Below are 14,015 nucleotides of genomic sequence, written 5' to 3'. Positions count from 1 at the left end.
GCGCGGGTGCGAAGCGCGCATCATGTCGCGCTGTCCCGCACGTGCCGGCATCGCCGGCGCGCCCCCCGATCTGCCGGGACACCGTTTCCGTCAGCGCGCCCTTGCGGCGCGACGCCAAGGAGCCACCATGTCCGTCCTGATCGAACGCAAGCGCAGCGACCGCCGCAGCCTCCCCATCGAAGCCGTCACGCCCGCCACCCTGGCCGCCGCGCGCAAGCGTTTGAGCGCCGCGCAGAAGCGCTGGCTGGACGAGTGGGCGTTCGAAGCCGCCCCCGGTGCGCAGGTGCTGCTGGCCGATGCCGGCGGCAAGCTGGCGCGGGTGCTGGTGGGCGTGGACCCGGCCGATCCGCTCGGCGCACTGGCCGGCCTGCCGATGTCGCTGCCGCCCGGCCATTACCACCTGGCCGACGAGGGCGTGGCGCTGGATGCACGGCAGGCCGCGCTGGGCTGGGCCCTGGGCGCCTACCAGTTCACCCGCTACCGCAAGCCGCGCCGCGCACCGGCGACGCTGGCCGTGCCGGCCGAGGATCTGGAAGCGCTGGCGCCGCTGGTGGAAGCCACCGTGCTGGTGCGCGATCTGGTCAACACGCCGACCGAGGACATGGGGCCGGAGCAACTGGGGGACGCCGTGCACAAGCTCGGCAAGGCCCATAAGGCCAAGGTGCGCGACTGGGTCGGTCAGGAGCTGCTCAAGCACAACTTCCCCACCATCCACGCGGTGGGCCGCGCCAGCCATCGCGAGCCACGGCTGGTCGAGCTGACGTGGGGCAAGCAGAGCCATCCGAAGCTGGTGATCGTCGGCAAGGGCGTGTGCTTCGACACCGGCGGCCTGGACCTCAAGGGCAGCGACGGGATGCGCTGGATGAAAAAGGACATGGGCGGTGCGGCGCATGCCATCGCGCTAGCCGGCCTGGTGATGGACGCGAAGCTGCCGGTGCGCCTGACCCTGCTGGTGCCGGCGGTGGAGAACGCGGTCAGCGGCAATGCGATGCGTCCGGGCGAGGTGATCACCACCCGCGCCGGCATCACCGTGGAAGTGGACAACACCGACGCCGAGGGCCGGCTGATCCTGTGCGATGCGCTGGCCTATGCCAGCGAGCAGAAGCCGGACCTGATCGTCGACTTCGCCACGCTCACCGGTGCCGCCCGCGTGGCGCTGGGCCCGGACCTGCCGGCCCTGTTCGCCAACCGCGACGAGCTGGCCGAGGCGGTGCTCGCCGCCGGCAAGCGCACCGCCGATCCGTTGTGGCAACTGCCGCTGTGGCGGCCGTACCGCAAGATGCTCGATTCCTACCTGGCCGACATGGCCAACGCCGGCGCCTCGCGTCACGCCGGCGCCATCACCGCCGCGCTGTACCTGGAGCGTTTCGTGCCCGGATCGCAGGCGTGGATGCACCTGGACACCTACGCCTGGAACGATGGCGACCGTCCGGGTCGCCCGCGCGGCGGCGAGGCCATGGGCCTGCGCGCCGTGTTCGCCTGGCTGCAGGAGCGCTACCCGCGTTGATGCGGACGGTGCAGCCGCGCCGGCCTGCCGTCCGCTACGCTGCGCCCATGAACGCACCGACCGACCGGAATCCGCACGACCACGCCGCACGCTGCCGCGCGCAGGCACTGGAGGCATGGCAGCGCGGCGATGCGGCGTCGGCCGAGCAGGCCTTCGCACGCCTGATCGAACAGCTGCCCGACGATGCCGAGGCGCTGTTGTTCCTGGCCTCGCGCGAGCTTGAACGGGGCCACTCGGCCGGCGCGATCGAGCGACTGGGCGCGGCCCGGCGCGCCCACCCCCGCGATCCGGCCGTCCTGCACCAGCTGGGGGCCGCACAGGTGCAGAGCGGCGACTGGCGCGGTGCCGAAGCCAGCCTGCGTGAGGCGCTGGAACTGGCGCCGGGCATGTTCGTCGCGCGACTGCGGCTGGGTGTCGTGTTCGAGCAACAGGGGCTGCGGCACGAGGCCATCCGCACCTACCTCGGTGCAATCAACGCCGCGCAGGCACAGGGGCGCTGGCTCAGCGACGAGACCACGGCCCCGGGCCTGCGCGATGCCGTGAAGCACGCCGCCAGGTATGTCGCCGCAGGACGCCGCGAGTTGTTCGACGCGGTCATCGAACCGTTGCGCCAGCGCTACGGACGCGCGGAGCTGGCCCGGGTCGACCAGTGCCTGGCCATCTATCTGCACGAACTGCCCCCTCCTTTGCCCGATCCTCGGCAGCGTCCGTTGTTCCTGTATTTCCCCGGCGTACCCAGCCAGCCGTTCTATCCGCACGAGCGCTTTCCCGAACACGCCCGGCTGGAGGCGGCAGTCGAGGCCATCCGCGGGGAGCTGCGCACCGTGCTGGCAGACGCCGACGACCCGCTCGAGCCATTCCTCGGCGCGCCCCCCGCCGAGGCAGAAGCGGCGCGACTGCTCGAGTCCACCGGCGCGCAGGAAGCTGGCTGGGATGCGTTCTTCTTCTACCGGCACGGCGAACGCTATGACGACAACTGCGCGCGCTGCCCGCGCACCAGCGCATTGCTGGATACCCTGCCGCTGGTGCGGATTCGCGACCACGCCCCGGAGACCCTCTATTCGGTGCTGCGCCCCGGCACCCACATCCTGCCGCATCGGGGCGTGACCAACACCCGCCTGGTCACGCACCTTCCGCTCACCGTGCCACCGGACTGCGCATTGCGCGTGGGCGGCCAGACCCACGTGTGGGAAGAGGGTCGCTGCGTCACCTTCGACGACACCTATGAGCACGAGGCGTGGAACCGCAGCGGACAGACCCGCGTGGTGCTGATCATGGACAGCTGGAACCCCGACCTGACCGAAGCGGAGCGGCTGGCGGTGACCGACCTGGTCGCGGCCATCGGGGATTTCAACCGGCCCGCGCCTGCACCCTGACCCGGCCGCCCGCCTGGCGCGCCGACAGCCGGCTCCATACCGCTCTCATGTTCTTGCGCAGCGGACACCTGAATGCTCCGCCTCCCTACGCCGGAACAGGCGCCAGGCACTTGTTGGGCGAACAGTCCTTGCTGGCATACTCGGGACGCTTGAAAAAGCAGGGGAATGACAGGGACTACATCACCGGGGAGAACACATGAAATACGACTTGAATCGCTTGTCTTCGGCAGTGCGCCTCGCGTTGTGCGCGGGGATTTTCTCGGTGGCAGGAGCGGCGCAGGCGCAAGCCACCACGCCGGACAATCCGCAGTCGACCGACCAGACGGCACCACCGTCCAAGAAGGACGCGAAAACCCTGCAGTCGGTGGTGGTGACCGGCTCGCTGATCAAGCGCGTCGACGTGGAAACGGCCAGTCCGGTCGTGACGCTGGATCGATCGACCCTCACCAATTCGGGCAAGCCCGTGCTTGGCGACGTGCTGCAGCAGTTGCCGAGCATTTCGGGCAACGCCACCAACCCACAGAACAACAGCAACGGCGGCGGCGTGGCCAGCCCTCTGCTCGAGGCCGGCGACGGAGCCTCACGCGTCTCGCTGCGCGGCTTGGGGATCAATCGCACGCTGGTGCTGGTGGACGGTCAGCGCATGTCCAACCCGGACATCAACCTGATTCCGCCGGACATGATCGAGCGGGTCGACGTGCTGGCCGAGGGTGCGTCCACTGTCTACGGCTCCGACGCGATCGGCGGCGTCGTCAATTTCATCCTGCGCAAGAACTACAAGGGCGCGCAGTTCAGCCTCAATGACGGCATTTCCAGCCACGGCGACGCCAAGCGGCACGGGTTCAACCTGACTGCAGGCACCACGGGCGACCGGTACAGCATTGCCGCCGGTCTGGACTACAACAAGTACGACGCGACGCTGGCCGCGCGGCGCAGGTTCTCCCGGCAGCAGTTGTACCTGTCCAGCGGTGCCGTGGTGGCGGCCGGCTCCAGCTCGATCCCGACCGGCCGCATCCAGGTGCCGGCGTCGATCGCCAGCCAGTACGGTTGCGACATCAATTCGTCGGGCACCGCCAACGTGACCCTGGCGTCGGGCGATGGCTCGGCGCTCGGCGACTACCGTTGCCGGCTGGCCTCGGACACCTACAACTACGCGGCGCTCAACTACATCCAGACCGCACAGAAGCGCACCAATGGCTTCGTGCTGGGCAGCTTCAACATCACCGACAACGTCACCGCGTTCGTCGATGCGTTCTACAACCACACGGTGTCGAGCGGACAGGATGCGCCCTCGCCGGTGGGCACCGGTGATGGCCTGATCATCTCCTCCAGCAACCCGATCAATCCGTTCGGCATCACCTTCAGCCAGAACCCGGTCGCCGGCGACCCGAACAGCGGCTACAACTTCCAGACCCGCCTGACCGGTGCCGGCACGCGCGTGCACAGCTACACCACCAATACCGGACAGGTGAACGCGGGGTTGCGCGGCAACTTCGGCCAGACCAGCAGCTGGATCTGGGACGCCTCGGTCAACTACAGCCACACCAAGCGCGACCAGCGCGACACCAACGAGATCGATATCCCGGCGCTGCAGGCCGCCGTCGACGGCGGCGCGAACATCTTCAACCAGGCCGATCCGTCCGTCGGCTCGCTGTTGAGCGCGGGCGTGAAGACGCCGATCTACGTATTCACCCAGTCGACCAAGCAGGCCCAGGTCGACGCCAGCGGCGAGCTGTGGGACCTGCCGGCCGGCGCGATGCAGCTGTCCGTGGGCGCGCTGTATCGAAAGCAGTTCATGAACTACACCGTGAGCGACTTCGCGGTGCTCAATCCGGTCACGACCACTTGCCAGATCCTGCAGGAAGCCTGCGGTTCGCCCGGGCGCGGCAGCTTTGACGTGAAGGAAATCTTCGCCGAGACGCTGATCCCGCTGCTTTCGGACAAGCCCTGGGCCCGTTCGCTGAACATCGACCTGGGCGTGCGCAGCTCCAACTACAGCACCACCGGCACCACCACCAACGGCAAGCTCGCGATCGAATGGCGTCCGACCGACGACCTGCTGGTGCGCGGCACGGTCTCCCAGGTGTTCCGCGCGCCTAATCTCAACGAGCTCTACGATGGCCGCACGCTGGTCCAGCCGAACCTCAACGACCCTTGCGTCGGGCTGAGCGCGGCCGAACTGGCGGCGCATCCCGCGGCCTGCCAGTACGTACCGGTGAACTGGGCAGGCAACTCGCCGGCGCAGGTCAACACGTTCTATTCCGGTGCGGCCACGGTGGGGGCCAAGCTGAAGCCGGAAAAGGGCAAGTCCATCGACGTGGGCCTGGTCTATGACCCCGACTGGTTGCCGGGCCTGTCCACCAGCCTCGACTTCTGGCATATCTACCTGTCCGACACCCTCACGGCCATCCAGGCCGATACGGTCGTCAGCTCGTGCTTCAACAACAGCGCCAGCCCGTACTGCTCGTTCATCCATCGCGAGGACAACACCAGCCGGCAGCCCGGCCAGGTGTTCCTGATCAACACCCCGGTGGTCAACCTGGGCAACCTCAGCACCAGCGGCATCGACTACACGCTGCGCTACAAGCTGCCGCACTTCAATGTGGGCAGCATCGACCCGGGCAACTTCCGGGCGGCGCTGAATACCAGCTACACCTCCACGTACAACGTCAATGCCACCCCCGGGCAGCCGGGAGCCAAGACCATCAACTACGCCGGCACGTTCACCCCGCAGTTCGGCAACATCGCGCGCTGGCGCGGCACGGTCACGCTCAACTGGGACAAGGGCAACTGGAACGCCCAGTGGCAGTCGCGCTACATCAACCACCTGACCGCCCTCAATGCCGATGCCGCCATTTCCGGCGTGAACATCCCGGTGGCCTCGGTGATCTACCACTCGTTCCAGCTGGGCTATGCGGTGCCGTCGATCCACACCCGCTTCGACATCGGCGTGGACAATATTTTCGACAAGCAACCGCCGCTGCTGTACCAGAACGGTTCGAACTACAACGTGGACACCGCCACCTACGACGTGCTCGGACGCTACTACTGGGCCCGCGCGACGGTGAAGTTCTGATGGCGTAGCACGCCGGCAAAGGCCGCAGGGCCTTGATGGCATCCAGAGGGGCCGTGGGTCACACCGCGGCCCCTCTTGCATAATGCGGGTGCCGACTTCGAGTGAGAGACGCATGCCGGATCCCGCCGCCCACCTCGCCAGCGCCATGGCCGACGCCTATAAGGCCGGCGACATGGAGCGTGTGATCACGCTGGCCGCGCAGGCCGTCGAGGAGGTCGACGAGGGCGTCCGGATACTGCGCGGGCTGGCCGAGCAGGCCACCGGCCGCTACGACCGCGCCGCGACAACCTTTCGCCAGCTGGCTCATCAATGGCCGGAGGTCTCCGCCTACTGGAACAACCTGGGCGTCGCCTGCCGGTTGATGGGTGACATGGGTGCTGCCGAGCAGGCCCTGGCGAAGGCCAGGTCGCTCGCGCCAGACGACGCCGACGTGCTCTACAACCTGGGCCTGCTCTATATCCAGCAGCGCCGCTGGCCACTGGCGCGGGAAATCCTGCTCGACGCGGTGGACCGCTCGCCGGAGTTTGTCGAGGCCCGCTTGCAGGCCGCGTACGCCTGTTACGTCTGCGCGGACAACACCGGTCAGGAAGCGATGCTGGCCGGGGCCGGCGACTGGTCCGCCCAACCGGCGGAGCAGGCATTGATCCTGGCTGCGATGCTGTCGACCCAGGGAGACCTGGAGGCGGCCCTGCGCACGCTGGCACGCGCGAAGTTGCCTGACCCGCCCGCAGATGAGCAGCTGCGGCTGCGCATCGCCGCCCAGCGCGCCCTGCTCTACGAGCGAAGCAACGAAGTGGAACTGTCACGGCGGGAACTGGAGCAGGTGCCGCCGGCCGCACTCGACGCGCTACCGGCGGATGCAAGCCAGCTACGGGCCGAAGGCTGGCGCGCGCACGCTGCGCTGGCAATGCGCGCTGGCGCCTGGGGCGAGGCCGCGGCGCTGTACCGGCGCGTTCTCGCGCTCGGGGTGGATGCCGAGGCACGTGCCAGCGCCGGCTTCGGCCTGGCCTCGGCGTGCGATCGTCAAGGACAACACGCCGACGCCTGGCAGGCCTCGCACGCCGCCCATGCCGCGCAACTGGAGATCGCACGCGAGGTGGTGCCGGAACTTCTGGCGCAAGACAGCCAGCCGCTGCAGATGGCGGAAGTCGATCGCGTCGCGTATGCCCGCTGGAGGCCAATGGCCGCCCCTGCCAGCCGGCAGAGTCCGGTCTTCGTGGTTGGTTTCCCTCGCTCGGGCACCACGCTGCTGGAGCAGATGCTGGATGCCCATCCGGACTTCCGCTCGATGGACGAGCGAGCCTTCATTCATGAATTGACGGAGCGCATGGAGCAGGTCGGCCAGCACTACCCCGCCGACCTGGCGAACCTGAGCGGGACCGAGGTCGCGCAGTTGCGGGAAACCTACTTCCGGATGGTCGGGCGCGTGTTGCCGGATCTTGGGCAACGCCGGCTGGTCGACAAGAATCCACTCAACATGCTTTGCCTGCCGATGATCATGCGGCTGTTCCCGCAGGCGCGCATCGTCCTGTGTCTGCGCCACCCCTGCGACGTGCTGCTCAGCTGCACCATGCAGTCGTTCCGCTCGCCGGCCTTCATGGTGCTGTGCTCGTCCCTGCAACGGCTCGCGCGGGGGTATGTCGCCGCCTTCGAACAGTGGTTCCGGCAAATGGAGGTGTTCGCGCCACGGGTGCTCGAGTGGCGCTATGAATCGGTCGTGGAAAACCTGGACGGGCAGCTGGCCGAGTTGGCTGCATTTCTGGAAGTCGCCGATGCGTCGCCCATGGCCCGCTTTGCGGACCATGCCCGGACCAAGCGCTTCATCAGCACCCCAAGCTACGCCCAGGTCACCCAGGGCATCCATCCAGGGGCAGTCAACCGCTGGCAGGGCTATCGCGAGCAGTTCGAGCCGGTACTCCCGCTGCTGCAACCGATGATCGACCGCCTCGGCTACAGCCGATGAGCGATCGATCCAACCCTGCAGGACCGACGTGACTTCCGGCCTAGTCGCGCCGAGCGTGCACGGGGCATGCTCCTGGATCGGAAAGCCTAGGAGCCTCCCCATGCATTCACGCCTGTCCGCGCTGGCGCTTGGCGCAGCAATCGGTCTCGCCGCCTGCGCCAGTGCGACTGCCGCCGAACCGTCCACGTCCCGGCAACCCGAACTGACCGCGCAGACGCTTGCCTCCGGCGGCCCGATGCCGGTGGAGCAGACGCGGGTGCACTTCGACCACGCCGACCTGCACTTCACGCTCGACATCCCGCACAAGCGGCTGGCCGGCGACGCGCGGCTGACCTTCACCGCCACCGCCGCCACCGACGCGATCGTGCTCGACCTGGATCGCAACCTGCCGATCTCGCAGGTCACGGTCGACGGCAAGCCGATGCCGGCCAGCGCCTGGAGCAATCCGGAAGGCCGCCTGCGCATCGCCCTGCCGCGCGCGCTGGCCAAGGGCGACAAGGTCACCGTGGGCGTGCGCTACGCCGGCGTGCCCCACGTGGCGAAGAATGCCCCATGGGACGGCGGCTTCGTCTGGGCCACCGCGCCCGACGGCAAGCCGTGGGTCGCCACCGCGGTGGAGGGCGAAGGCTGCGATCTGTTCTGGCCGTGCATCGACCAGCCCATCGGCAAGCCCGACCTGGTCGACACCTGGGTGAACGTGCCGAAGGAACTCGCGGCGCCCGGCAATGGCGTGCTGATCGGCATCGAAGACCATGGCGCCACACGCACGTGGCACTGGCGCATCAAGCACCCGGACACCTATGCGATCACCTTGAACGTGGGCCCGTTCAAGGAGCTCAAGGGCAACTACGCCAGCCGCTACGGCAACACCATCCCGATGGAGTTCTGGTACCTGCCCGAGCACCAGGCACAGGCGAAGGAGCTGTTCGCCGGCTTCAAGCCAATGCTGGACTTCTTCGAGCAGGAGATCGGCCCGTACCCGTTCGGCGACGAGAAGATGGGCGTGGTGGAGACCCCGCACAAGGGCATGGAGCACCAGACCATCAATGCCTACGGCAACCACTACGTGAAGGACGGCTTCGGCTTCGACCGGCTGCTGCAGCACGAATTCGCGCACGAGTGGTTCGGCAACCAGGTCACCAACACGAACTGGGACGACATGTGGCTGCACGAGGGTTTCGGCACCTACATGCAGCCGCTCTACAGCCAGTACCTGTACGGCGACATGGACTACTTCGACTGGCTGCACCAGTTGCGGCTGATGGTGCGCGACCGGAAGCCGATCGTCTCCGGCCGGCCGCGTACCGAGGACGACGTCTACAACCCCGCGACCGGCCCCGGCCAGGACATCTACAACAAGGGGGCGTTGGTGCTGCACACCCTGCGCCAGCTGATCGGCGACGACGCGTTCTTCGCCTCCATCCGCGAGCTGGTCTACGGCCGCCCCGACCCGAAGCCCGGCAATTTCCAGCCGCGCTACGCCACCACGAAGGACTACATCGACATCGTCGACAAGATCACCGGCAAGGACTACGGCTGGTTCTTCAAGGCGTACCTGTACGATGCCAAGCTGCCAAAGCTGGTCCAAGAGCGCCGCGGCGACACGCTGGCGTTCCACTGGCAGACCGAGCACGGCGAGCCATTCCCGATGCCGCTGGACGTGCAGGTCGGCCACACGGTGCAGACGCTGCCGATGACCGACGGCCATGGCGAGGTGCACGCCGCACCGGGCACGCTGGTGATCGCCGACCCGCACTCGAAGGTGCTACGCGAGATGCCGCACGTCGAAGCGTTCCGGCAGTGGCTGGAGCAGCAGAAGCAGGCCCGCGGGAGGGCCAGCACCAAATCCTGATGCGATGCCCTCTTGGTAGATACCGCTTGCGGGCGATGCTCCTGCTCCTGACCAACATCGAGGCAGAAGAGCATCGCCCGCGAGCGGACTCCTACAAGGGCCAACGAAAAAGCCGGCGCATGCGCCGGCTTTTTCGTTGCGAGGCCCTGCCCTACTGCTTGGTGCCCGGCGAAGCCCCTGCGGTACCCTTTGCGGGGGCCGCGGCCACCGCTTCGGAGAACTTGCCGCCGTAGGGCAGCACCTCGGCGGCCAGCTTCGGGTTGGACTGGATCAGGCCAATCGCGTCGAACAGGATGTGCGCGGTCTCGTCCAGCTCCACGTCCTTGGCTTCCTTCGCCTCCTTCTCGGCCTTCAGCTCGGACTTCAGGCTGCGCTCGTTGGCGTTGAGGCCATCGTCCAGCGTGCTGTCCGGGTTGGACGGTACCGCATCGCCGTCGATCGCCTTGCGACGGGCCAGGAAATCGGCCTGGATCTTGTCCAGCTCCTTGCGCTCGGCCAGACGCTTGTCGTAGTTGAGCGAGATGGTGGTCTGGTCGCGCATCTTCTTGTACTGCGCGAGCTGGTCGAGCATCAGCTTCCACGCCGGCGACTTGGCCACGCGCGCGTCGTGCATCTGCATGAGCTGCGGCAGGTAGGCCTTCAGGTCGGCCACCGGCTTGTAGTCGGCCGGCGGGATCTGGGTCCAGGGCAGCGCGTTGTCGTAGGTGGACTCGCCGAAATCCTTCTCGTCGCCGTTCTTCGGGTACTGGATGTCCGGCGTGACGCCCTTGAGCTGGGTGGAGCCGCCGTTGATGCGGAAGAACTCGGCGATGGTCATCTTCAGCTCGCCCATCTGCGGTTTCTCGCCGGCGGTCTGGGCGAAGCGGTCGAGGTCGACCAGGTTCTGCACGGTGCCCTTGCCGAAGGTCGGCTCGCCGATCACCAGGCCGCGACCATAGTCCTGGATCGCCGCGGAGAAGATCTCCGAGGCCGAGGCGGTGCCGCGGTTGACCAGTACGGCCATCGGACCGCTCCAGGCCAGACCCGGCTGGTCGTCGCCCTCGACTTCGACATCACCGTCGGCCTTGCGCACCTGCACCACCGGGCCCTTGTCGATGAACAGGCCGGTGAGCTCATTGGCCTCGTCCAGCGAACCGCCGCCGTTGTTGCGCAGGTCCACGATCACGCCCTGCACGCCATCGGCCTTGAGCTTGGTCAGCAGCTTGGCGACGTCGCGGGTGGCGCTCTTGTAGTTCGGGTCGCCCTTGGCGCGGGCGGCGAAGTCGGCATAGAAGGTGGGCAGCTCGATCACGCCGATCTTGCGGCTGACGTCGCCGTCCTTCACGTCGATGACCTTGGACTTGGCCGCCTGCTCCTCCACCACGACCTTCTTGCGTACCAGCGTAATCAGCTCGTGCTTGCCGTCGGGGCCGGCATCGGCGGGCAGGATCTCCAGCCGTACGGTGGTGTCCTTCTTGCCGCGGATCTTGGCGACCACGTCATCCAGGCGCCAGCCGATCACATCGACCATCGGGCCGTTGTCCTGGCCGATCGCCACGATGCGGTCGCCCACATGCAGCTTGCCGGACTTGGCCGCCGGGCCGCCGGGCACCACCTCGCGGATCTGGGTGTACTCGTCGCGCGCCTGCAGCACTGCACCGATGCCCTCCAGCGAGAGCTTCATCGAGATGTCGAAGTTCTCCGCCAGGCGCGGACCGAGGTAGTCGGTGTGCGGGTCGGTGGTTTCCGCGTAGGCGGTCATGAAGCTCTGGAACGCGTCCTCGCCGTCAAGCTGCTTGATGCGGTCCAGCAGCGTGTTGTAACGCTTGGTGAGGGTCTTGCGGATGTCCGCGTCGTCCTTGCCGGCCAGCTTCAGGCGCAGCCAGTCGTTCTTCACCCGCTCGCGCCACAGGTTGTCCAGCTCGGCCTGGTTCTTCGGCCAGTCGGCCTTCTCGCGGTCGACGATATAACTTTCGTCCTTGGTGAAGTCGAAGCCCTTGGGCAGCAGGCCCAGCGCGAAGTGCATGCGCTCCTTGGCGCGCTGCACGTAGCGGTTGAAGATCGCGAACGGACCGGTGAGATCCTTGTTCCAGATCGCATCGTCCAGCCGGGTCTTCAGCGGCGCGAACTTCGCCAGGTCCTCCTGGGTGAAGAACACCTTCTCGCCGTCGAGCTGGTCGAGGTACTTCTTGTAGATGCGCGCCGACATCGCGTCGTCGAGCGGCTGCGCGTCGTAGTGGAAGCGGGTGAGGAAGCGCGCGGAGAGCTGCGCCGCGTCCGCCTCGGTGGCGGTGGGCTCCAGCGGCAGCGTCGCGTACTTCGGCGCCGCGGTGGATGCGGCGGCCGGTGCGGTGGCATCCCCGGCCAGCGCACCCGGCGCGCTGCCGGCGAGAGTGAAGGCAATCAGCAGGGCAAGCGCGGGGCGGAGGGTCATGCAGGTCCCTTTAGGCAAGTTCGGTGACGCCCGCGGCATGTGCCTGCAGGTCGGCGTGGTAGGAGGAGCGCACCAGCGGGCCGGACGCGACGTGATGGAAACCCATCGCCTCGCCTTGCCGACGCAGCGCGTCGAATTCGTCCGGCGTCCAGTAGCGCACCACCGGGTGGTGGTGCGGCGTGGGCTGCAGGTACTGGCCGATGGTGATCATCTCCACGTCGTGATTACGTAGATCGCGCAGCGTCTCGATCACCTGCTCGTACGTCTCGCCCAGGCCCAGCATGATGCCGGACTTGGTCGGCACGTCCGGATGCTGCGCCTTGAAGCGCTTGAGCAGGTCAAGCGACCACTGATAGTCCGCACCCGGACGCACTTCGCGGTACAGGTGCGGCACGGTTTCCAGGTTGTGGTTGAACACGTCCGGCGGGAAATCCTTCAGCACCTCGAGTGCGCGCTCCATCCGGCCCTTGCCGCGGAAGTCGGGGGTGAGGATCTCGATCTTGATCTGCGGACTGGCATGGCGCACCGCCCGGATGCAGCTGGCGAAGTGCTCGGCGCCGCCGTCGCGCAGGTCGTCGCGGTCGACCGAGGTGATCACCACGTACTTCAGGCGCATGTCGGCGATGGTCTCGGCCAGGCGCGCCGGCTCCAGCGGGTCGGGCGGCGCCGGGCGGCCGTGGGCCACGTCGCAGAACGAGCAACGGCGGGTGCAGACCTCGCCGAGGATCATGAAGGTGGCGGTGCCCTTGGAGAAGCACTCGTGGATGTTCGGGCAGGACGCCTCCTCGCACACCGTCACCAGCGCGTTCTGGCGCAGGCGCGACTTCAGGTCCTGCACGGCGTTGCCCTGCGGCAGGCGCACGCGGATCCAACTCGGCTTTCGCAGGGTTGGCGTCTCGGTGTCGAAGCCGGCGCGGTTGCGCGCGATCTTGTCGTTGCCGAGCTGTTTTTCGACCACCGGTACAGACAATGTCTGGATCGGGATGGTCTTGGTGGGAGTGGCGGAGGATTCGCTCATGTGCTCGGGCCTAGACCGCGGCGCGCGCGGGGAGTTCGGGGAGTTGGGGGGCGGCCGGCTCGGCGTCGAAGCCGAACTGGCGACAGAACTCGCCGATCAGCACGTCTTCGACGTCCGCCAGGCGCGACGGACCGCCCAAGTCTAGCACCTGCGTCACCGCCAAACCCTTGTAGCCGCAAGGATTGATGCGCTGGTAGGGCTCCAGGTCCATGGCCACGTTGAAGGCCAGTCCATGGAAGCTGCAGCCGCGCCGCACGCGCAGGCCCAGGGCCGCCACCTTGGCCCCGGCCACGTAGACGCCGGGGGCGCCTTCCAGCCGTTCGGCGCCGATGTCCCAATGGCCCAGGGTATCGATGATGGACTGCTCGATCCGGTGCACCAGCTCGCGCACGCCCACGCCCACCCGGCGCAGGTCGATCAGGGGGTAGCCGACGATCTGGCCCGGGCCGTGGTAGGTCACCTGACCGCCCCGGTCCACCTGCACCACCGGGATATTGCCCGGCGCCAGCACGTGCTCGGCCTTGCCGGCCTGGCCCTGGGTGAACACCGGGTCGTGCTCGAGCAGCCACAGCTCGTCCGGCGTATCGGCGGTGCGACGGTCGGTGAACTCGCTCATCGCCTTCCAGGTCGCCTCGTAGGGCTGGCGGCCAAGGCGGCGGACTTTCAGTGGCAGGGACATGGGGTGAAGCCTGGGTGGATCGGAGGAAATGCCGTTGAGATCAGGGGGGCGTCCGGACGATTCAAGGGCACCGGCCACCAAAACAAACGGGGAACGCGCCTGGCGCGTTCCCCGTGGTGACTGGCTCAGCC

8 protein-coding genes are annotated in these 14,015 nt (G+C 67.6%); 5 read left to right on the top strand and 3 right to left on the bottom strand.

What is annotated here, in order from left to right; translation table 11 throughout:
• Positions 1-127: 127 nt before the first annotated feature.
• The 5 genes from NC595_RS04135 (at position 128) to NC595_RS04115 (ending at position 9,774) form a co-directional block, all read left to right on the top strand.
• Entirely contained in the window at positions 128-1,507 is a 1,380-nt protein-coding gene (locus NC595_RS04135) for a leucyl aminopeptidase family protein (RefSeq protein ID WP_253564989.1), read from the top strand.
• A 47-nt stretch (positions 1,508-1,554) separates the two neighbouring features.
• A complete protein-coding gene (locus NC595_RS04130) occupies positions 1,555-2,883 on the top strand; it encodes an aspartyl/asparaginyl beta-hydroxylase domain-containing protein (RefSeq protein WP_253564988.1) in 1,329 nt (442 codons plus the stop codon).
• A gap of 196 nt (positions 2,884-3,079) precedes the next feature.
• Positions 3,080-5,959, top strand: a complete 2,880-nt coding sequence (locus NC595_RS04125) for a TonB-dependent receptor domain-containing protein (RefSeq protein WP_253564987.1) — start codon at positions 3,080-3,082, stop codon at positions 5,957-5,959.
• Positions 5,960-6,071: 112 nt separating this feature from the next.
• Positions 6,072-7,922 (top strand): tetratricopeptide repeat-containing sulfotransferase family protein, encoded by a 1,851-nt coding sequence (locus tag NC595_RS04120; protein WP_253564986.1) that lies wholly within the window; start codon positions 6,072-6,074, stop codon positions 7,920-7,922.
• Between the two features lie 100 nt (positions 7,923-8,022).
• A complete protein-coding gene (locus NC595_RS04115) occupies positions 8,023-9,774 on the top strand; it encodes a M1 family metallopeptidase (RefSeq protein ID WP_253564985.1) in 1,752 nt (583 codons plus the stop codon).
• Positions 9,775-9,925: 151 nt separating this feature from the next.
• Here NC595_RS04115 and NC595_RS04110 read toward each other — a convergent pair whose 3' ends face one another.
• Genes NC595_RS04110 through lipB form a run of 3 tightly spaced genes read right to left on the bottom strand, consistent with a single transcriptional unit; the run spans position 9,926 to position 13,884 of the window.
• The gene (locus NC595_RS04110) at positions 9,926-12,187 is read right to left on the bottom strand and encodes a carboxy terminal-processing peptidase (protein ID WP_253564984.1); all 2,262 of its coding nucleotides are present in this window, start codon (positions 12,185-12,187) and stop codon (positions 9,926-9,928) included.
• A 10-nt stretch (positions 12,188-12,197) separates the two neighbouring features.
• The gene (gene lipA, locus NC595_RS04105; protein ID WP_253564983.1) at positions 12,198-13,205 is read right to left on the bottom strand and encodes a lipoyl synthase; all 1,008 of its coding nucleotides are present in this window, start codon (positions 13,203-13,205) and stop codon (positions 12,198-12,200) included.
• A 10-nt stretch (positions 13,206-13,215) separates the two neighbouring features.
• Entirely contained in the window at positions 13,216-13,884 is a 669-nt protein-coding gene (gene lipB, locus NC595_RS04100; protein WP_253564982.1) for a lipoyl(octanoyl) transferase LipB, read from the bottom strand.
• Positions 13,885-14,015: the final 131 nt, after the last annotated feature.

It is taken from the genome of Dyella lutea (assembly GCF_024158035.1).
Taxonomy (GTDB): Bacteria; Pseudomonadota; Gammaproteobacteria; order Xanthomonadales; family Rhodanobacteraceae; genus Dyella_A; species Dyella_A lutea.
The sequence above is the reverse complement of the archived record's forward strand: the minus strand, read 5'-3'. Positions and strand labels throughout refer to the sequence as shown.